This is a genomic window from Clostridium tetanomorphum (assembly GCF_017873215.1).
In the GTDB taxonomy this organism is placed as follows: Bacteria; Bacillota; Clostridia; order Clostridiales; family Clostridiaceae; genus Clostridium_AO; species Clostridium_AO tetanomorphum.
This window is the reverse complement of record NZ_JAGGKA010000008.1, coordinates 71,602-93,476: the sequence shown is the minus strand read 5'-3', so window position 1 is coordinate 93,476 and position 21,875 is coordinate 71,602. Positions and strand designations below refer to the sequence as shown.

Sequence of the window (21,875 nt, the reverse complement as noted above, 5' to 3'; positions counted from 1 at the left end):
TATCAATTTGATATTATGTTATTATAATACAACTTATTCCATCATATGTCAATAAATATTTTTACTATTACTACTAATATTTATAGTGTTACTTATTGATAAAATGTTAAAAAAATAGTAGCCCCTACTCGCAATTGGATGCTACTATTTTTACAAACTGAAAATTTAGTGATACCAGTTGCCTAAGCAACCAGAATTGTATATGCGTTTGCCCTATGGTTATATTATTTAAAAATTGAAAAGCGAAAAGATTATATATCAATTATACGCTTATTAATTCTATTGGCTAAATCCTTAATTTTTTATACCTATTTTACCTTTTTCTAATTTTTCCATATTTTTAATCGCAGTGGAAAACATAAGTTTTATCCTGTTTAATTGATTTACTTCACTAGCTCCAGGATCATAATCTATTGGAGTAATATTTAAATAAGGATATCTTCTTTTAATTTCCCTGATCATGCCTTTGCCTATTACATGGTTTGGTAAACATGCAAAGGGCTGTATGCAAATCATATTGCTAACTCCAGATTCTAATAATTTAACGATCTCTGCTGTTAATAACCATCCTTCTCCAGCTTGATTACCAAGAGATAAAATATCATCCGTTCCTTTAGCTAATTTTTCAATTCTTTGTGGTGCCATAAATCTTTTACTATTCCTTAGTGATCTCTTCATTTCTATTGAATAAAGTTTTATATATTTAATAGTCAATCTACCACCTAAGAAATTCTTTAAGTTTCCACCTAACTTCTCATATTTAAATTTTTGATTATAGGAACAATATAATAGAAAATACATTAAATCTGGTATTATTACTTCTGCTCCCTCTTTTTCTAATATTCCTATAATATTATTATTTGCTAAACTGTTATACTTCAAGAAAATTTCTCCAACTACTGCTACCTTTGGCTTAATTACATTTTTAATTTCCAAACTATCAAAATCATTTATCATTTCTTTTGTAATATTTTTAAACTCCTTAAAACTTCCATCACATATATTATTCTTACATCTATATAACCATTTCAAATAAAGTAATTTTGTTGAATTTTTTATTTTTTCATAGGGTCTTACTCTATTTGTCATTTTTAAAAGCATATCTCCATAAGATAATGCCATTAATGCTCTATTAATCATTGGCAATGTTATTTTGAATCCTGGATTATTCTCTATTCCTTGAGCACTTATAGATATAACTGGTATTTTCTCATATCCAGCATCTTTTAATGCTTTTCTTATAAGGGCAATATAATTAGATGCTCTACAAGTACCTCCTGTTTGAGAAATAATTACAGAAGTATTATTTAAATCATACTCCCCGGACTTAAGTGCACTTATAATTTGACCTACTACTACAATGCCAGGATAGCAAGTATCATTGTTTACATATTTTAATCCTTCTTCTATAATATGTGGATCAACTGTAGGTAATACTTTTAAACTATATCCGGAGCTTTTAAAAGCAACTTCTAATAGTTCAAAATGTATTGGTGAAAATTGAGGACAAAGTATTGTATGTTTTTCTCTCATTTCTTTTGTAAATATAGTTTTATCATAGGGTTTAATTGATTTAATATTTTTTGAATTGGAAATTGGCGATTTATTTATATTATCCATAGCAGCTTTAAGAGAACGAATTCTAATTCTAGCTGCGCCTAAATTATTAACCTCATCTATTTTTAAAAGTGTATATATTTTACCAAAGCTCTCCAATATTTCTTGTACTTGATCTGTAGCAATTGCATCTAATCCACATCCAAAAGAGTTCAATTGAATTAACTCTAAGTTTTTTCTAGTACCTACAAACTGTGCTGCTCTATATGCCCTTGAATGATAAGTCCATTGATCTAGCACCCTTAATGGTCTTGGAATTTTAACTAAATCAGCTACAGAATCCTCTGTAAAGACTGCCAATCCTTCTTGTGATATCATATCTGCTATACCATGATTTATTTCTAAATCTAAATGATAGGGTCTTCCACTTAATACAATACCTTTTCTACCACTTTTATCTAAGTCTTCTAGAATTTCTAATGCTTTATTTTTTATATCTTCTTTAACCTTGCTAACTTCTTCATAAGCTTTATCAATTGCAAGGCTTATTTCCTTTTGACTTATATCAAATACCTTTAGTTCATCATATAAGTTCTTTTTCATTGACTTTATATCATTAAAATTCAAAAATGGATTTTTATATATTATGTCTTTACTTCTCAAAAATCCAATATTATTTTTAACAACTTCTGGATAAGAAATTACTATGGCACAATTATAGTGATTATCTGCACTTTTATCTTCTAATCTCTCATAAGAAATACATGGATAAAATATAAATTTTAAACCTTTCTTTATAAGACTTGCTATATGTCCATGAGCAATTTTGGCAGGATAACAAATAGACTCTGATGGTATAGTATCAAGACCTTCATTGTAAATTTTCTTTGTAGAGTCCGGAGATAATATTACCCTAAAACCTAGTTCTGTAAAGAAAGTGTACCAAAATGGATAATTTTCATACATATTTAAAACTCTTGGTATACCTACTTCTCCTCTTGTTGCTTCTTCTATTGAAAGAGGTGTATATCCAAAAATTCTTTTATATTTATAATCAAATAAATTTGCTGCTTTTTTTGTATTTTTATTGACTCCTATACCTCTTTCGCATCTATTACCAGAAATAAATTTTCTACCATCAGAAAATTTATTTACAGTAAGTAAACAATTATTACTACATAATCCACAATGCCTAAATTCATTTGACACTCCAAATTTTTCAAGATCAGATTCCCCTAAAATATTAGAAAGCTCATTTCCATTATAGTTATCTTTTGCAATAAGAGCAGCTCCAAATGCTCCCATAAGACCAGCAATATCAGGCCTTACAACTTCTTTACCAGTAACTTTCTCAAAGGCTCTTAAGACAGCTTCATTATAAAAAGTTCCTCCTTGAACCATAATTTTTTCTCCGAGATCCTCAGATTTTTTTATTTTTATAACTTTGTAAAGAGCATTTTTAATTACAGAATAAGACAATCCAGAAGATATAGCTCCAATATCAGCGCCTTCCTTTTGAACTTGCTTAACTTTAGAATTCATAAATACAGTACATCTTGACCCTAAATCCACTGGACTTTTTGATAGTAGACCTTCTTTGGAAAACTCTTCAATGCTCATGTTTAAAGATTGTGCAAACATATCAAGAAAAGAACCACAACCTGATGAACAAGCCTCATTTAATTGAATAGAATTTATTACTCCATTTTTTATCTTGATGCACTTCATATCTTGCCCTCCTATATCAAGAATAAAGTCCACATCTTTTAAAAAATGCTTTGCTGCTCTATAATGTGCAATGGTTTCAACTTCTCCAATATCAATATTTAAAGCTGACTTTATAAGGGCCTCTCCATACCCGGTAACAGCAACTTTAGCAATTTTTATTTTTTCATTAATTTTACTATATATATCTTTTAATATGTTTACAGTAATTTGCATAGGATTACCCTTATTGCTACCATAAAAAGAATATAATATAGCTCCTTCATTATCTATTAATATAGCTTTAGTAGTAGTAGAACCAGCATCTATACCTAAAAAAGCTTTTCCTTCATATGTAGTTATATCTCTTGTCTTTGCTTTGTAATTGTAATGCCTTTGTCTAAAGTTTTGTAATTCCTGTTCATTTTTAAATAATGGCTCTAATGTAGCTGAAGTAGCTATATTATTATCTAAACTTTCAACAGCTTTTAATAGTTGTTCAAAAGTTATAACTTTCTCTTTTTTTGATTCAATAGCTGCACCAATAGCCACAAATAGTTGAGGGTTTTGTGGAAATAATATTTCCTCCTGCTTTAATTTTAAGGTATCAATAAACCTTTTCCTAAGCTCTGATAAAAAGTATAAAGGGCCTCCTAAAAATGCAACATTTCCCTTTATTGGCTTTCCACAAGCAAGCCCGCTTATAGTCTGGTTTACAACAGCTTGAAATATAGATGCAGCTATATCTTCCTTGGTAGCTCCTTCATTTATAAGAGATTGTATATCAGTTTTTGCAAAAACACCACACCTTGCAGCAATTGGATAGATTATTTTATAATTTTTAGCTAATTCATTTAATCCTTTAGCATCTGTTTCAAGTAATGTAGCCATCTGATCTATAAAAGCACCTGTACCACCAGCACAAACCCCATTCATACGTTGCTCTAAACTATCTTCAAAATATGTTATTTTTGCATCTTCTCCACCTAATTCTATTGCTACATCCGTATTATTCATAAAGGTTTCAACCGCTTCTGTACAAGCAATAACTTCTTGAATAAAGGATACTCCTAAAAGCTTTGATAGGGATAATCCACTGGATCCTGTTATCATTGCTGTAATATCATAATCTTTATATTTCTTAAAAACTTCTTTTATAAAGACAACTACAGCTTCCTTTATATTAGAGTAATGTCTTTCATACTTACTATAAATAATGTTGTTTTTCATATCTAATAATACAAGCTTAATAGTGGTGGATCCTATATCAATTCCTAAATGTAATATTTCTTTCATAAACTTCTCACTCCAACATAAATTATTATTAATATAATTAAAATGATGTATAATATTTAAACATCATTCTGTAATTTTGCCCTTTTTCATGCATAATATACAAAGTGAGATTTACCTTACCACCTATCCTCACCTAAATTTAGTAATAACCTCCGTTACTTATGGTGCGGTTCAGGGTATCACATTCTACGCTTATATAAGAATTCAATATTAAATCTTATGTTTCACACCTTGAAATTTTGCAAGTTCCAGATTTATAACTGTCATCTAAAGAACTAAATTTCCTACAATTGGAAGTAAAGTGATTATAAATAGCTATCGACAATATATATAATAAAAATTTTCATCTTTATTAAAGGATAATATCTTATACTAAGACAGGAGGGAGTACATTGCTAAAAAATCTTAAAATCAAAATAGCATTTTATATTTTGTTAGCTATTATGATTATATCCATGATCACAATTGGAACATTTGGTTTAAATTCTTTATACAGCATGAACAAACAAATCCATACTAATATTAATTCCGAGATAATAAGAACTAAATCTATAGATACTGCTAGAAGTGCACAAGTGCATTTTAAAAAGCAAGTTCAAGAATGGAAGAACTTATTAATTAGAGGAAATGACCCTAATAACTTTCAAAAATACCTATCAGGGTTTAATGATGAAGAAAAGGCTACTCAGAAGGATTTATTATCTTTAAAATATCTTATGAATCAGCAAGGATTAGATATCTTAAAAGTAGATGAGGCTATAAAAACTCATGAAAAATTGGGAGGTAAATATAAGGATGCTCTTAAAAGCTATGATTTCCAAAACACCAATAGTCTTCATGTGGTAGATAATTTAGTAAAGGGTATAGACCGTGCCCCTACAGATAATATTGATGCTATTGTTCAGCAAATACAGGATTATTCAACTGAAAACTTAAAATATGTGCAAGATAGCTCAGAGAAGCAATTCAAAAAAGAGGTAATATCATCAATAATTGGAATAACATTAATTACAGCTATTTGTTTGATTTTAACCATCACATTTGTAAAGAAAATAATAAGCTCCATAAACATGCTAAAGAATAAAATTTCTGATTTAGCAGAAAAAGATGGAGATTTAACGGTTAAACTACCTATTACAAGTAAAGATGAACTTGGTCTTGTATCTGAAAAGTTCAATATTTTTATAGATAAGCTAAAGAAAAATATAGCTGATGCAGCGCACTGTACTTTCGTTCTAACTAATGGATGCAATAGTTTAACAGAAAGTACTAGTGAAGTAAATACATCGATGAATCAGATAACTTGTACTGTTTCTGAAATTGCCAAAGGTAATCAACAAGTAGCAAGTGAAATAGTAAGTGCTTGCTCTACCTTAAATGAGATAAGCAAGCATGCCAAAACAACTGCCAAAGATATGACAGAAATAATAAAACAGTATGAAGAAACAAACGAATCAATAAGTATAGGTAAAAATGCTTTACTGGAACAACAGAGTCACATGAATGAAATAAACACTATTACTAATAATGTTTTAGTTGCAGCTAAAACTCTTGAAGAAAAGTCAAATTCAGTAAATACTATAGTAAGCACTATTGGTTCAATTGCTGAACAAACAAATCTATTAGCATTAAATGCAGCTATAGAAGCGGCTAGAGCTGGAGAGCAAGGTAAAGGTTTTGCCGTGGTGGCAGAAGAGGTAAGAAAACTGGCGGAATCCTCTGCTTTATCAGCAAAGGAAGTTTATTCAAATGTACAAGCTATGCAAGATGCTGTTAAACAAACAATTATCCATATAAATGATGCAAATGATAGACTTCAAAAACAAGAATTTATTGTAAACAAAACTGATATTTCCTTCAATGAAATTCTTGAACACATATCCTTAATAATGAATAACACTAAGCAAGTTGGAGAAAGAATGAATGAAGTTACTGACCAAGTAGGTTCTTTAAATACCTCCATTCAAAATATTTCAGCTGTTGCAGAAGAGACTGCTGCTTCAACAGAAGAGGCACTGGCATCTACAGAAGAACAAACTAACAGCATTGCCAATGTGAATAACATGGTTATTGAATTTAATAAACTGACTAGTGACTTAAAAGGTGTAGTAAATAGCTTTAAATATGAATAACTCTATTTCATTTAATAAAAAGACTGTGTTTTAAAAAGCTGGTTAAGGTATCCTTTTTTAGTAAAACTTCATTTATTTATTGTACGGTTCTCCATATCACCTGCTCCTAATAAAAGTGCTATTACTTTTTCATAATCTTTCTCGTCTTTAATATTCAAATTTCTTTTTACTTATAATACAATCCACATTATAAAAGTGTTGCAATAATTTACAAAAATTATTAGGAGAATAATGATATGCAAATGAGTGTCAAGTCCCATTTCTTTTCGTAATATATTTGGATTGCAAAATAAAAATACCACAAGATTCAATTTATGAATAATGTAGTATTTTAATAAATTATTTAATTTTTATAGTTGAATTATTAAATAAGAATATTATGTAATAACTAATTATTAAAAAATACTTATTTTTCAATATCAGCCTTCAATAAAGAATATAATATCAAATCAACAACACCTTGACCTTTCCAAACATACCCTTGCCGAATTATTCCCTCTTTATTAAACCCATTTTTTTGTAATACATTTTGTGATTTAATATTTTCTGGCATGACAAAGGCTTGTATACGGTTAATGCCAATATCGTTAAAGAGGTAATCTGTCATTGCTTTAACGGTTTTTGTAGCAATTCCTTTAGACCAAAATCTATGGTTTAGTCTGTAACCTATTGTTATCATATTTACATCATTGGAGTAGTCAAACATTTCTGCTATACCAACAATATTGTTAGGTTCACTATTTAGGCAGATTCCAAGAAATATACATTTTCTTTTATGAAAGTCTCTTTCAAAATGTCCTATCATATTGGCAACAGTGCTTTTATTCTTTTTAAGCATTATAGGAGTGTATTGAAAAAGTTTTTCATTACTATATATTTCAAAAATATTGTCGAGATCAGAATCTACAATTTTTCTTAATGTTATTTCATCTGCTACAATATGCGGAAATTGTTCATATAGACTTTTCCTCAAAATTATCATCCCCCTCTCATATGGAACATATTTAGCTGGTTCACCATCAATAGTAAGTATTGTTCCTGTAATAAATGTATTTGGAATAGATATGAGTCGCTTGAAAACAGCTGATTATATTGAAATTTCACATAAATTTCAATTGTTCTAATTGTCTTCTACGATCTTCAGCATTTTCTTCTGGTGATTTTGTTGGGTCATCTTTAAAATAACGTTCACACGGTAAATCCATACATTTACCACAATGTTCTAACTTTCTTTCATTAATACAGCAATCATATATATCACAAATATCTTCATCTATATATTTTAACCAAAATGGCTTACCTTTGATTCCCACACAGCCTTCACAATCTTCTAGGAAAAACTTACACTCAGAACATACTACTCCGCAACAGCTTATGATTTTCTCCATACTCTCATCCACCTCTTAATATAACATTATCATGATAATTAACATAAATTTACTATATGTTACTTAATTGATGTAAAAATTATACCATATTAAAATGTAAAAACACCCTAAAATTCAATTTATAAATGCTGCGGTGTTCAAGTAAATTAGTAATTAGCTTTTTCCTTTTCCAATTGTAAATTTGATAAGTATTAACGTAATAATTGTTATAGCTAATCGTAGCCAATTATTATAAATATTAACTATATCATAGCTAATAAGTGCTTCTAAAGCTATAGATGGAGCCTTTCCAATCAAGGTTGCAACGGTGAATATCATACCATTAACATTACTTATTGAGGCTGCCAGTGTCACAAATCCTGATGGTATGAATGGAATTACTCTCCCTTCACATATTAATAGGCCAGCTTTTTTTCCTTTACTATTAACTATCTGCGAAAGTAATGCATGTTTATCTGTGAATTTCTCTATCCTCTTCTTAAAACCTAATCTGTAAACAATAAAAGTAATATATGCTCCTGTTGTTTCTCCTAACAGGGATATCAGAAAACCCTGAGCAGGCCCAAAGAAAGCTATGTTAGCTCCAGTTACAAATACTGAAGGTAGTACCCCCGCCAACGAAATACCTATACTTACCAAAAAGCTTATAGGAACTGCCAGAGAACTGTTATTTTTTAAAACCTCAAGCATATCATTTACATTAAACATTGCTTTCTCCTTTTTAGATTACCATTTAATTTAATCATTATTTAGATATAGTGATTTCAAACCTTTCGAAAATTTATATTTATATAAGCTTTTATTCGTATTCAAATATTGCTAACTTATCAGTATTAAAATCAAAATACTTAACAAGATGGACTTTCTTCTTTTTTAAAGAGGCATGAAAAAATTTAATACAAGTATTATCGTAGGGGTAGGACTGGGTAATTAATTTAGTGCTGTCTATGTACTTGTTAAAATAGGAATTTAAATGAAAAGACCAATAATAAATTGTAAATTTTAAGAGAAGTATATTACAGACTTCCCTTAATTTTATAAAAGTATTTTAAAGCAGATTTGCTTGAAAGCATAACATATCATTACTAAAACCCTTTATAATATTTTCTTCATGTTCTATATAAACTGGATTACCTGCATAGACAGGATGAATATATTTCACTTCTATCTCATCAGTTTGAATGGTGTCACAAAGTTCTTTTAAAATAAACAATCCTTGCACAACAGGATTTTCTGTAAGGTGAATAGAATTTGTATCTCCTGTTAAATGGCTAAAATCTGCAATTTCTTCTTTTGAGAAGTTACGCCATAAAGTTCCCTTATCTATAGAAATTTCTGTTTGAGTATATTCTTTAACTTTTACATTCATCATTAAGTAAACTGTTAATGTTTCTGCAATTTCATTATTAACATATCCGTTACAGTTGATTACACAAAGTCGTCTATTACTTTTTACAATTTCATTTTTATAAGTTTCTTTATCTAATTTGGCTTGAAATCGTTGATATTTTACTTTAGCAATAAATGCACCATCATAAAAAAAATCTTCTTTTGTAGTAAATGCCTTAAATAAATCTATCATTTTGTTCTCCTTATATCCATATCGTAAATTATAATTTTATCTTTTCTTAATTATACTGAATATCAATAAAAATTCCAAATAACTTGTATGCCCATAGGTAAATATTATTTTTACTTTTAATCTTTTAATTGGTATTCGGTGGTAATATTTAACATATTTTTATAGTTTAACCATTTCTATAATTAAATCTTCCCTCATCAGTTTTAAATGAGAATGTTGATTAATAGTCCCCTATATTGAAGGACCATTATTTATCTTCTTTAAAAAGTTATCTACTAATTTTTCTGCTTTTTCAAATGACTGTTCACAATAGTTTTTATAAAAAGGATTACTAAATCCATGTTTTCCCTTTAACATATAAACATTAATGCTCTGTTTTTTCAAAGAATAAACTAATTCTTTTATATTAAATGAGTTCTCTTCAGTAGAAAAAATTAATAGGACTGGACATTTTGGAGTAATATTCCTATAATCTCTAATCCGTGAACCATAATATCCTATAATACCATTACACATATTTTCTTCACCACTGCATAACCACGCAATTGTTGCACCTACACTATAACCAATTAAATATATGTTTTTATATTGCTTTTTTGCTTGTATAATTACCTGTTTTACTTGCTGAACTGCTGAATCAAATCCAATATTATTCATAAAATATTCATATGCCTCTTGTTCCAAATCGTAATTGAACGGTTGAGGCTTGTCAATTAAATTTGGACAAATAATGTCATATCCATTCATAGAAAATTTTTTGCAAACCATCTGTATATGTTGATTAATTCCATATATTTCATGCAATACTATTATTACAGAATCGGAATTATTTATAATTTTCACTATTTATCTTTAGTGAGAGAGTATATAACAAGTACCAGACCCTCACTAAAATTCACCTCTTTTCTTTTTATACTATTTTATGTGTATAACACATTAATAACTTTGCTAATAATACACAAAATATTTATAATGCAAAGTAAAGTTATAAACTTTTAAATTCTTTGTTTTACAGGTAACTCAAATAAATAAGGACTGAAGTGTTAAGTTAACCTACAGTCCCTGTTATATTTAAACTATTTTTTTGATTGGTCTTTATGTTTTTCCTGAGATTTCTCTGCTTGTTCTTTTGCCTTTTCTGCTGCTTTTTTTGCTTCTTCTCTAGCTTTTTCTTTAGCTTTTTTAGCTTCTTCTTTAGCTTTTTCTTCGGCCTTCTTTATTGCTTCTTTTGATTTTTCTTCTTCCTTTTTAACTTTTTGACTATCTTTCTCCTCTTTTTTCTTTGCCTTTTCCTCTACCTTTTTTGCATCCTCAGAAGCCTTTTCTTGTACCTTTTTCATCTTTTCATTTGCCTTGTCAATCTGGTCCATGCCCTGCTCAATTCCCTTTTCAGCTTGTTTAACGAGATTTTTTACTTCTTCCTTTGCTGAATCAGCAGAGTCCTTTAACCCCTCAAGTTCATCTTTTAAAGCCTCAGCTTCCTTTACCTTTTCTTCAGCAGCTTTTATTGCCTCTACATCTCCACTCTTTTTGGCAGCTTCAAGCTCTTTCTTTGCCTCTTCAAATTGGTGCTTTGCATCGAAGAAAGCCTTTTTTGTTGCATAGAAACCATTGACTGCTGCAATTGCTTTATCCTGCTCATTTAATGCATTTTCAATACTTGTCTTGGAAGATTCAGGTACCTTATCAAGCATAGTCTTTAAGATTTCCTCGCTCCTCTTATATGATTCATTGAGGGTTTCAAGAGTTTTTCCAGCTTCATCCTTAGCCTCAATTGCATTGTTTATATGTTCTGTAGCTGATGCAAGCATCTCCATGTATTCAATTGTAGCTTCACTTGCAAGTTCTTCTTTGCCTTCGTTTGTCATAACAATTGCCTCCCCAGCCCTCTCAGTAGCAAATTGTGCTTTAAGTGCCGCCAGTTTTTCCTGACTTTTAGTAATCGCAATCTGGAGATTTTCTATTCCACGCTCTATGCTATAAAAAGGTGAGTCAGGCAGTACACCCGCTAAATCCTTAACCACATTTTCTTCTGCTGCTCCTGATTGATTTTCTACTTGTGTTGTAGTTGAAGATGTTACACTGCTTGTTGCCTCAGTTGTACTTGTACTATTCACTTCGGCTGCATATGCAGCAGTACTAAATATACTCGTTAAAAAAACTGTTAATACCATTCCAGTAATCCTTTTTCTCATAAGTTATTCCTCCCATTAATGTTATACTTAATTATACATACAAGCCATTCTATTTTAGGGGGGTACTTCAAATTATTAATATTATAGAAATTATGGCACATCTTCCATATTGTTAACACTGCATTATTACACTTATGAATTATAATTCCATTTTTAAGCACCGCATTATTCAATTTTCAAAGACCATCTTTTATATTTTCAGTATTATCAGTTATTAGATTAAGTAAGAATCATATATGCTTAATACAAATGAAAATGGCATTCATTTCCGTGCTAATTTAAATCAATAACACATCTTATATCAGTTAGTTGTTTTCCCATGATTTCAAAATTATATTCATATTGATTATATTGAAAACCATTCCTTTCATAGAAAAGTTGTGCATTCTTATTTTCTTTTAATACCCACAAATAAATATTTTGATAACCATCTTTTTTCATATCTGCTAATGCAACATCTAATAGTTTCTGCATCTTGTAATTTTGTATCTTTTATCTCTATTATCATCAATCAGGCACTCCTTTTGTATTCACAATAGTGACTATTGGAATTAATTATAGCATATTACTAAAGGAAAATACGGAAAAGTGTTACATTATATAATACAGTTGAACTGTAAACTTATCATTAATTAAACTTGTTATTGACTTAATTTGGCTTTCATGTATTACATAATCGCCTTTTTTAAATTTCTCTTTTCCCATTTTCAACAACCTTTCTTTTTATTACATAACTTGTACCTGGTCTTTGGATTACATAGAAAAAAATACCACAACATTCATTTACTTTTGAATAATGTGATATTTAAAAATGGTATTTATTTTTTAATAAACTTGTATTATTAAACTATAAATTGAAATTTGTAATTTTTTTGCTATACTCATTCTGTCTTTTACAATTTACAATTATATCCAGATAGCAAAATCTTTGTATTTAAAAGTACCACTGCCGTGATGCAATTTATCTTCCGATTCCAGCTGTCTAAAAGCATCCCGCATTCTAATGAGTATTTCTGGATGTATATCCAAACTATGATGCGCTGGAAAAACCTTTTTTACTGGAAGTGTTGCAACTCTCTCAATTGATTTCAAATAGGCTTTCGGATCAGTAGAAGGGTAATAAGCAAATAAAGTATCTTTATAAACTAAATCACCTGTGAAAAGATAACCACGTTCCTTTTCAAAAAAACATATGTGTCCTGGTGAATGACCAGGCGTATGTAACACTTGAATAAAACGACCTCCTATATCAATGATATCATTATCTTTTAGAACCATTGTAGGCGTACCCTGAAAGAATTTGTAATTGTCCACATTATAACCTTCTGGCAAATCGCAACGATCTACTACCATGTCCTTGATTTGTTCCAAAGTTAGTGGAAATTCTCCATTTAGCCAGTTTAATTCATCCTCATGAGCATAAAAGTCAGGAAAAAACTTATGCCCGCCTATATGATCCCAATGAATATGAGTTGCCACAGCAGTTACTGGTTTGTCAGTCAGCTTTATCACTTCATCATAAATATTGCAAATACCAAGACCAGTATCAACCAATAGGCTTCTTTCAGTACCATTTAAAAGATAAGCATGTGTTTCCTCCCAATGTCGGTATTCACTGATGATATGTGTATCCTTATCAATATGATCTATTGTAAACCAATTGTTCATTTAACTTGTCCTTCTTTCCATTTCATTGAATCTGTAAATAAATCACAACAAAATTCAATTTATTTACTATTAAACTATAACATATATGTATCACACTATTCAATTTTCAAAGAACATTTTTATTAATTACTACTTCAAATTTTCACTTATACTATTCTTTATTTAAGCCATTATTTTTAGCTTCTTCCCTAATTTTTGAATACTTATCTATATGACCACAAGGATTTTTCCAACCATCACAATTCATATATAGAGCCATCATACCTTCCAACTTTTTACGTCCCATTGTTTTCAGAATGCCACGCAAAAATACCGCAATTTCATTTCTAAATAATGCGATATTTTAATATATTATTTTATATTTATTTTTTAAGTTACTTAACAAATTACAATTTATTAAACATCTTCTGAGTCAATTACTTTATATCCAGCACGAATAAGAGCCTTGGCGAATAGTCCTTGACCTTCAATCAAGTTTCCTGTAAAGCTCCCATCATAAATTCTATTGACTCCACAAGTAGGACTACGTGACTGAAGAATTACTAAATCAATATCTTCATCTTTTATTTTTTCTAATGCCAATTCAACCCCTTTTCGATACTCCTTATCAACATTTTTACCATTAGATTCAGTAACACAACCATCTACTATTTCAGCAGAAGCCCTTGGAATACTCATACCAGCTAACATTTCTGGACAAATTTCAATTACTTCTTTATCTCTTAAAAAATCTACTACTCTTGAATTTAAATTGTTATCACCATTATACTTACAGTTACATCCTATGATGCAAGAACTAACTAATACTTTCATAATTATCACCTTTAAAATCGTCATTTATGTTTTAGTACATTATAACATATTTTTAAATATCACAACTATTGAATTTTCTTAGTAGCTACTATTTTGCTTCAAACATTATACCATTATTTGTTTCTACAAAATCACTTATAGCATTTGCAATCCTATCTATTTGATTATAGTCCAAAGTATCTGGCGTATCTGTAGGCTTATGAACTAATTTCTCTATATTTTCCTGTACAAAGAAAAAATTAGGAATCCTTTCATCTTCAAAATTCTTGTGATCACTTGTACTCCTTACATCTGTATCTGCAAATTCAATATTATTCTTTTTAAGAGTAGTTTTCATAGAATCATATAGTTTATCAGATACTTTACTTTTATTTTTTTGCTATGTTTTAAATCAATGTTGAAAATTTATATATTTTTGTAGATATGCTATTATTAAGCCATATATACATGCTCAGAGGTGCATTATGGCAAGTGTGAAGGCTTTAATTTCAGATATTCAAAAATTATCATTATCTCAACAGTAGCAATTACTTTCTTATTTAGACGAAATGCTTGTATTAGGTTCGCAAGTAGGTCAAGTAACACAAGAAGTTAAGGAATTTAGATTTGCCAAGGGAAAGGTCTGCCCTCGTTGTAATGCTGAGGTTCAATGTAATGTAGCCCATGCGTATACAAGAATAACAGATTTGAAGGAAAGAGAACCAATATTTGTTTAATCATATAAAACACCTTGAAATTAGTGCTATAATTAGTATAAAACTATACTATAGTTTAGTATACAATAAAGTAAATTGGTAGGAGGACTTTTATGAATGATATAGAGAATAAAATTAAAGTTGCATATAAAGAATCAAAAAATATATATGACAATGTTTTGACTGCAAATAGTTTCTGGTCAAAAGTCTATAATAAATTGGCGTGGGGTATGAAAGACGAGGATTATGTTCCAACACTACTTTCTTTTATTCCTAATGACTTCAATGGTAAAATACTTGATGTACCTGTAGGAACAGCAATATTTACTGCAAGTAAATATGAAACAATAAAAACCGCTGATATTACTGCATTAGATTATTCTACAGATATGCTTTCACAGGCGAAAAAACGCTTTGAAGACCTGAAAATTAACAATATTAAATGTGTACAAGGTGATGTATCAAATCTTCCTTTTGAAACAGATAGTTTTGATTTGGTTCTTTCGATGAATGGGTTTCATGCGTTTCCTAACAAGGAAATTGCATTTAAAGAAACTGCGAGAGTTCTTAAAAAAGGTGGCATATTCTGTGGTTGCTTTTACATTAGTGGTGAACGTAAAGCAACAGATTTAATAGTAACTAAAGTTCTAATGCCCAAAGGATGGTTTACACCTCCGTTTTATACAAAAGATAAAGTTTTTCAAATACTTGATAAATTATATACAAAAGTCGAGGTTTATAATATTAAATCTATTGTGTATTTTAGGTGTGTGAAATAAAGTATTCTGGTTGATATTGTAATATTCTATATTCAAAACAGAGAATAACTTCCTGTTATAAATATTAATTAATTTTCAACACTATATTAAAACATAGCCTATTTTTTAAAGCAAGCTTTCCTGATTTCTAAAACCATAACAAATAGTAACATTAACTATTTTATATAGTTTTTCACATTATCCATCAATAATGCAGTAGTATCACAGGATTCAACTACTTAGGTTAGTACCTTAATACTAAAATTCCATATAGCCTTTATAATTTTATACTCTTATAAAGTACGATAGAATTGCGAGTGTTACTCAGCCCCTAATATTTATTATCCACCAAAGCCTTTCCTACTAGGTGTACTTTGGCAGTTTAAATCTATATTAAAGTTAATATTTAACTCACTAATCCAAGTATTCTTTTCCTATTTACTAACCATAAATCAGGATTTTCACCTACCTTTCTTTTAATGTCTTTATTAATTTCATTCCACTTTGACCATTCATTTTTCTTGTTAAATTTATCTAAATCTTTAACTAATTTATCTTTTAAAATTTTAGGTACTCTTTCCTTAAATTTATAACTTCTTCTTGCAATAACCATTGACGCACCATTATGAACAACCATACCGTATTGATGACAATATTTATATAGTCCTATTTTGCTTGTAATTTGAGGTTTAACTTTTACAATTTCTATACCTTCACGAATACAAGCACTTTCAAGCATAGTTAATAATTTGGAATATATAAATTGATGTTTAATTCTAGCAAATTTACTATGAACATCTTTATGATTTTTAAATTTTAAATCTTCAATAGCTATTCTACATCCATAAGTTTTTGCTATTGAAGCAACTTGTTTTACTAATTCACCACATAGATTTTCACGTCTGTTGGTTCTTGCATATAACAATTCATATTGTTTTAAATAAGTATGCCATTTATAGTTACCTTTGTTATCTATCATTGTTAAAGCAAAACCATCAGGATTAGTGTCTATTCCTATAATTCCATTATGTCCTGTATAATCAACTTCTTTTTTAGACAATTCAAAGGTTATATGACAATAATATTTACCATTTCTTTTTAATACTTCTACTTGATATGCTTCACCTGTAACTAAATGATTTATAAATAATTCTCTATAATTAATTCCATTAACTTTACCAGTTTTCTTACTTAGTTTTTGTGGTAAATAAATAGGAACTTGTATTTTTATAGCTCTATTAGTCTTAGTTTTTTTTAATGTAGAGATTTCTAAAAAACTCATTCCATCTTTAATAATCACTCTTAGATTTGGATTACCATTTTTAGTTTTATCTCCTCGACTATAAATTCTATTATTCCTGCAATTAATCCATTCTTCTTTAGAAATTAAGGCTTTACATCTTTTAATAAACATTTTCTTAGTACCAAAAATAACTGATGGAATCATATTTTTATCAATAAAATTTTTAAAACAATTAACTTTTCTTTGTCTTTTATCTAATTTACTTATTAAAGCATTTCTTTTCTTATCTGATATTTTCTTTTTACCATTTAATATTTTTTCAATAGCTTTAACCTTATTACAATAATTATCATAATTCATTTTAATTAATTCTTTTTAAGAGAGAATAGTTTGTCTGGCTGATTCTACTGCATCTTTTGATTGTCTAATATTAAGATTGTATTTTTTAGATACTATTTTTTCTAATTCACCAATTTTAATATTATTTTCTAATAGTCTTTTAAATGAATATCTTATAGCTGTGCAAAATACCAACATTATATTGTCAATAATATTTCTTTGTTCATCAGTTTCATTTATTAATATTGCTTTCATTGTTATTTTCACTATTCTCATCTCCTTTCTTTGATAATTCTTTTATTGATTTTTCTATATCTTTTTTAATTTTTCTTCCACCTCTTGCACCATACATTCTAGCACTAAAACAAGTAACAACACTTATTAAATCATTTACCATTTCTTCATTTGGTTCTAACTGTGCTTTTTCTTCGACAACTTCTATATTTACATTAAATGATTTAGTAAATTCTTTAAGATAATTATATCCAAATCTTGCTAATCTATCAGGATATTCTATTACTATACTATCTATTTCAGTTAATCTTCTAAACATCTTAGTCAACTCTCTACGTTTATCGTTTAATCCACTAGCAGTTTCTTCGAATACATGAATTATATTATATTGTCTTTCACTACAATATTGAATTAATCTTTCTTTTTGTCTTTGAAGATTACCACTTTCTTGTTGCTTCTTTGTAGATACCCTCCTTTTTTAGAACCTATACAATCTATATTAATGTTATATAGATTATAATATATTTTAGGGACATCATAAACGAATTAATTCTCATATAATTTTGTCATATCTTTATCGTATATAATTAATTCTGTATAAGACACTGGCTCTTTATTCATTTCATTATGATGTAAAACTATTGTCCCTTTTCCTAAAATCCACTCAGATACTACTGTTCCATCCGCAAAAGTTATTTTTACTTCTTTTGCTTTTTGCAATATATCTTCATCATTTATAATAATTGTAACAAAAGGTGTATTTCCTGAACCAACTCCACCAAGAGATACTTTGCTTTCTTTTGAATTTCCATATGCTTTTACACCAGGACTATATAATTGATTTTTTTGGTCTTTATACAAAACATAATGCCCATGGCTATTATCATTTTGATACAACACAATTGTAAAATCACTCGTTTTCTTTATAGATAATACATTTAATGAGTTTTTAGAAATAAATTCATTTACTTGTGATGTAGTTGGTGCTGAATACTTTATTTTTTCATTTTCACCACTACAAGAAGTAAAAATAATAGTAAGGATAATAGCGAATAAATATAAAACTCGTTTCTTACACATTAAATTTCCTCCATAATTATAATTGTTGGTTCACTTATTTTACCATTATGAATTAATTATAACATATATTGTAAATATGGTATTATTCAATTTTCAAAGAATAAATTTTATTAGTTACTTCGCAATATTTCAGTAATGTGAAGTAAAAACACTGTAAAATTCAAATTTGAATAATACAGTGCTCAGGTAAACTGTTTATTTTTTCAGTTGTAACGTTAAATATAAAGATTGTGTCTTATTTTATTTATTATAAATAAACTTTATAATATTAATTTCATTAAATTATCTGTCTGTTCATCTTCACCCAATTTAAAAATATGTGTATCAAATTTTTCAAATCCTTGTTTTTCATAAAATTTTATCGCATTTATGTTGTGTTCCCATACACCTAACCAAATATAATTTAAATTGCTATTTTTCCCAATTTCTATTGCTTTTTGCATTAACATTTTACCGATATGCTTACTTTTATATTCCTGTAATACATAAATTCTTTGAATTTCTAATGTGTTATCGTGACCTGTCTCCGTTTGTGCTTTGTCAAAATTAAGTTTCATATATGCAAGTACTTTTTCGTTATTTTCTACTATATAAAATCTTGAACTACCTTTGATTGATACAAACGAAATTCATTTAACAGCTTTAACATTTATCTTCATATTGAATAAATTACAATTTTCCAACTTTATATTATTTTCACAACCTCATTTTTCCATTCTATTGAATAGCAATATATAAATAACATTGTGGTTTTCCATCTTTTGTATATTCACCGGGAACAGTGCTCTCATAATCCTTGGTAAAGATTCTCTTTATATGGCCTGATTTTTGCTCAAACCATACTTTTTCCCATTTTATTCTCCTGGGCTATTGGTGAACTATTTCACTATAGCTAGGGGATGGTATTGGATATGTTTGATACTTTTATTAAATGTATATCTGTTGTTTATGTGATAAAATTAGTTTTAAAGCATAATCTGTTTATACATAATTTAAAAATTAAGTTTAAGTTTCTTGGTCTTAATATAGAAGTTAAAATCAAAGAAAAAAAGTGCTCCATCCAGCAAAGAGTAGCACTTTTTCTAAGATTAATAATTTTTAACATAAATCTAATCCAATATCCCTAAAACAAAATAAATGTTCTAAGACTCAGCTTAGTGTTACCAGCACTAAGCTTTTCTTGCTAGAATTCTTAGAAATTTTATTTCTTTAGAATTCTGCACTCCTTAGCCTCGCTAAGGAGTTTCATTAATATTATTATATCAAATTTTTATAAAAAATAAACATCTATATTTTTTATATTTCGAACTTCCTTCAACTAATATATAAATTAGAATTTGTGAGTTTTATATTATTTTTACAAACTCATTTTTCCATTCTACTGAATAGCAATATATAAATAACAATGTGGTTTTCCATCTTTCGTATATTCACCGGGAACAGTGCCCTCATAATCCTTGGTAAAGACTCTCTTTATATGGCCTGATTTTTGTTCAAACCATAGTTTTCCTTTTCTCCTTATATATGTTTATATTGTTCACATGCCGAATTAAGTTACTATTGTGAGCTAATTATAACATATTACTAAAGGAATCTATCATTCCATTTGTATACATATCCTCTAGCATCAGATGTATATTGTCTAGCTATATCTTTGTATCTAAAAAACTAAAGTTAATGATATCATCAACTTTAGTTGTATTATTATAATATAATTTTTGCTGTTTACTCATTTTTGCTCTTTCTTCTGTTAATGCTTTCAACTTCTTTTTTAGTAATTTTTCAATATAACTTTCTTCATCTGTATTCTTAGATTTATTTTTTTTATATTCACAATCACAACTAACCCCACCATTTTCATCTATCACAAAACTCACCTTGGTTACTTCTCTACCATCTGGCATATACTTATGCATACTAAGGTATTGTGGAAATGATGGTGCTAAATCTAACAATCTGTTTAAATTTGCAGCTGCCTTTGGATCTCTCATTGACTTTTCTATAAGTTTAGGAGAAACATTAAAGGTTACTGCTTCATTCTTTCTAAATAAATATGAGTCGCTCATATTTATGTTAACATTAGGATGTTCATTACAAAGATTTTTAAAATACTCTTCTTTTGAGACTGTTTTATCTGGTTTGTCTATTATGCTTTTACTGTTAACCGCAGCCTTATCTGAACCATTTATAGATTTATTTATTGTCTGCGTATAATAGGAATTATAGCCGTTTCCTACCTTCATTGTCATGTTATTCATCCCTTTCACATACTTTTATAAATGCTGCCTATATTGTTATCGACTACATTTTCTTCAACTTAATGGTTTTTAAATGTAGTTTGTCATGAATAACTCTTTAATACAGCTTCTAAGAAAGGTATTTTAAAAATTTAGAATGTGCTCAAGTGGAATAGATCCAAAACCCATTAGAACTGCTCCAAAATCAAGACTCTTTCCGTGAGACCATTATTCTTCTTGACCTAAATAAAACCACTCTCTATACACAGGGGTGGAGTTGTATTAGATATTTTTGATACTTTTATAAAGTGTATATCAAATTTTTATTGTTATTATTTCATAAATACTCTTCCTTTAATATTTTACTAATTTTCTCAGCACTTTCATCAACAAATTTATGCATATCCTCTTCTTTTAAATATATATATTGTTATCTCTTTTAGTACTATAAAAACCTATTATAAATTGGAACTTGTCTATATACTACCGTAATACCTTCAACATCCTAAATTCCTTATAGGTAATATCCCCAACTATATATTCAAATGAATTTTTTTTATTAAAACCATATTTTTCATATAATTTAATGGCTACTTCGTTATCTATTTCTACGCTTGTATATAAATTTTCATTTGGAAATTTATCATGAAAAAAATCTAAAAACTTTTCTAACGCTTTTGAAGCATATCCCTTGTTTTGATACTTAATATCAATCATGAATCTTGAAAATGACCATCCTTTTAATTCTTCATCATAATCATATAATAAAAATCCCACCATTTTATCACCATTATATATTCCTAATGGATATAATTCATCTTCATAAAAAGCTTGTACCAATGAAAATGCATTACTTGCAACATAGTTAGTTTGATGTTCTCCTACCTTTAAAGACACGCAAGTGTTATAATTTGTTTTATCTATCTTTCTAAAATTAATCTCCATATTTCACCT

19 protein-coding genes and 4 pseudogenes are annotated in these 21,875 nt (G+C 28.5%); 3 read left to right on the top strand and 20 right to left on the bottom strand.

All coding sequences use genetic code 11. From position 1 onward, the window contains the following. Positions 1-294: 294 nt before the first annotated feature. Positions 295-4,557: a 2-hydroxyacyl-CoA dehydratase gene (locus J2Z24_RS09690; protein ID WP_035151269.1), complete on the bottom strand. Its 4,263-nt coding sequence runs from the start codon at positions 4,555-4,557 to the stop codon at positions 295-297. A 392-nt stretch (positions 4,558-4,949) separates the two neighbouring features. Between J2Z24_RS09690 and J2Z24_RS09685 the strand changes: the two genes are divergently transcribed. Beyond that, positions 4,950-6,689 carry a methyl-accepting chemotaxis protein gene (locus tag J2Z24_RS09685; RefSeq protein WP_035151267.1) on the top strand — a complete coding sequence of 580 codons (1,740 nt, stop codon included), beginning with the start codon at positions 4,950-4,952 and terminating at the stop codon, positions 6,687-6,689. Between the two features lie 406 nt (positions 6,690-7,095). Here the strand turns inward: J2Z24_RS09685 and J2Z24_RS09680 are convergent, their stop codons facing one another. The 10 genes and pseudogenes from J2Z24_RS09680 to J2Z24_RS09640 form a co-directional block, all read right to left on the bottom strand. Then, positions 7,096-7,671: a GNAT family N-acetyltransferase gene (locus J2Z24_RS09680; protein WP_241392951.1), complete on the bottom strand. Its 576-nt coding sequence runs from the start codon at positions 7,669-7,671 to the stop codon at positions 7,096-7,098. Between the two features lie 118 nt (positions 7,672-7,789). Continuing rightward, a complete protein-coding gene (locus J2Z24_RS09675; RefSeq protein WP_035151263.1) occupies positions 7,790-8,077 on the bottom strand; it encodes a DUF3795 domain-containing protein in 288 nt (95 codons plus the stop codon). Between the two features lie 153 nt (positions 8,078-8,230). Continuing rightward, a complete protein-coding gene (locus J2Z24_RS09670) occupies positions 8,231-8,785 on the bottom strand; it encodes a TVP38/TMEM64 family protein (protein WP_035151261.1) in 555 nt (184 codons plus the stop codon). A 340-nt stretch (positions 8,786-9,125) separates the two neighbouring features. Then, positions 9,126-9,659, bottom strand: coding sequence for a MaoC family dehydratase (locus tag J2Z24_RS09665; protein ID WP_035151258.1), 534 nt, complete (start codon positions 9,657-9,659; stop codon positions 9,126-9,128). Between the two features lie 231 nt (positions 9,660-9,890). Then, a complete protein-coding gene (locus tag J2Z24_RS09660; protein ID WP_085059159.1) occupies positions 9,891-10,502 on the bottom strand; it encodes a dienelactone hydrolase family protein in 612 nt (203 codons plus the stop codon). 233 nt (positions 10,503-10,735) lie between these two features. Next, complete coding sequence (locus J2Z24_RS09655) at positions 10,736-11,854, bottom strand: DUF5667 domain-containing protein (protein WP_051593416.1); 1,119 nt, start codon at positions 11,852-11,854, stop codon at positions 10,736-10,738. A gap of 273 nt (positions 11,855-12,127) precedes the next feature. Continuing rightward, on the bottom strand, positions 12,128-12,295 hold the full coding sequence (locus J2Z24_RS21935) for an N-acetyltransferase (RefSeq protein ID WP_372440080.1): 168 nt from the start codon (positions 12,293-12,295) through the stop codon (positions 12,128-12,130). A gap of 465 nt (positions 12,296-12,760) precedes the next feature. Continuing rightward, complete coding sequence (locus J2Z24_RS09650) at positions 12,761-13,522, bottom strand: MBL fold metallo-hydrolase (protein ID WP_035151252.1); 762 nt, start codon at positions 13,520-13,522, stop codon at positions 12,761-12,763. A gap of 396 nt (positions 13,523-13,918) precedes the next feature. Beyond that, positions 13,919-14,335, bottom strand: a complete 417-nt coding sequence (locus J2Z24_RS09645; RefSeq protein WP_035151250.1) for a 2-thiouracil desulfurase family protein — start codon at positions 14,333-14,335, stop codon at positions 13,919-13,921. Between the two features lie 88 nt (positions 14,336-14,423). After that, positions 14,424-14,684 (bottom strand): annotated as a pseudogene (locus J2Z24_RS09640) (M28 family peptidase); the annotation flags it as partial. A 115-nt stretch (positions 14,685-14,799) separates the two neighbouring features. Between J2Z24_RS09640 and J2Z24_RS09635 the strand changes: the two are divergent. After that, positions 14,800-14,979: pseudogene (locus J2Z24_RS09635) on the top strand (IS1595 family transposase); the annotation flags it as partial. A 164-nt stretch (positions 14,980-15,143) separates the two neighbouring features. Beyond that, positions 15,144-15,809, top strand: coding sequence for a class I SAM-dependent methyltransferase (locus J2Z24_RS09630; protein WP_035151246.1), 666 nt, complete (start codon positions 15,144-15,146; stop codon positions 15,807-15,809). A gap of 385 nt (positions 15,810-16,194) precedes the next feature. Here J2Z24_RS09630 and J2Z24_RS09625 read toward each other — a convergent pair whose 3' ends face one another. The 9 genes and pseudogenes from J2Z24_RS09625 to J2Z24_RS09600 all read right to left on the bottom strand — a co-directional run bounded on the left by J2Z24_RS09625 (position 16,195) and on the right by J2Z24_RS09600 (position 21,866). Next, positions 16,195-17,391, bottom strand: a complete 1,197-nt coding sequence (locus tag J2Z24_RS09625; protein ID WP_241392950.1) for an IS200/IS605 family accessory protein TnpB-related protein — start codon at positions 17,389-17,391, stop codon at positions 16,195-16,197. A 15-nt stretch (positions 17,392-17,406) separates the two neighbouring features. Then, entirely contained in the window at positions 17,407-17,637 is a 231-nt protein-coding gene (locus tag J2Z24_RS21395) for a hypothetical protein (RefSeq protein ID WP_242990817.1), read from the bottom strand. After that, positions 17,603-18,016 carry an IS607 family transposase gene (locus J2Z24_RS09620; protein WP_242990831.1) on the bottom strand — a complete coding sequence of 138 codons (414 nt, stop codon included), beginning with the start codon at positions 18,014-18,016 and terminating at the stop codon, positions 17,603-17,605. The genes J2Z24_RS21395 and J2Z24_RS09620 overlap by 35 nt, the downstream gene beginning before the upstream one ends. A 134-nt stretch (positions 18,017-18,150) precedes the next feature. Continuing rightward, the gene (locus tag J2Z24_RS09615) at positions 18,151-18,684 is read right to left on the bottom strand and encodes a hypothetical protein (RefSeq protein ID WP_035151243.1); all 534 of its coding nucleotides are present in this window, start codon (positions 18,682-18,684) and stop codon (positions 18,151-18,153) included. A gap of 260 nt (positions 18,685-18,944) precedes the next feature. Beyond that, a complete protein-coding gene (locus tag J2Z24_RS09610; RefSeq protein ID WP_278320995.1) occupies positions 18,945-19,298 on the bottom strand; it encodes a GNAT family N-acetyltransferase in 354 nt (117 codons plus the stop codon). Positions 19,299-19,401: 103 nt separating this feature from the next. Further along, positions 19,402-19,545: pseudogene (locus tag J2Z24_RS21390) on the bottom strand (AraC family transcriptional regulator); the annotation flags it as partial. Between the two features lie 517 nt (positions 19,546-20,062). Beyond that, positions 20,063-20,191, bottom strand: a pseudogene (locus tag J2Z24_RS21385) (AraC family transcriptional regulator); the annotation flags it as partial. Positions 20,192-20,330: 139 nt separating this feature from the next. Beyond that, positions 20,331-20,933, bottom strand: coding sequence for a DUF6033 family protein (locus J2Z24_RS09605; protein ID WP_035151239.1), 603 nt, complete (start codon positions 20,931-20,933; stop codon positions 20,331-20,333). Positions 20,934-21,404: 471 nt separating this feature from the next. Further along, entirely contained in the window at positions 21,405-21,866 is a 462-nt protein-coding gene (locus J2Z24_RS09600) for a GNAT family N-acetyltransferase (protein WP_035151237.1), read from the bottom strand. Between the last annotated feature and the right edge of the window lie 9 nt (positions 21,867-21,875).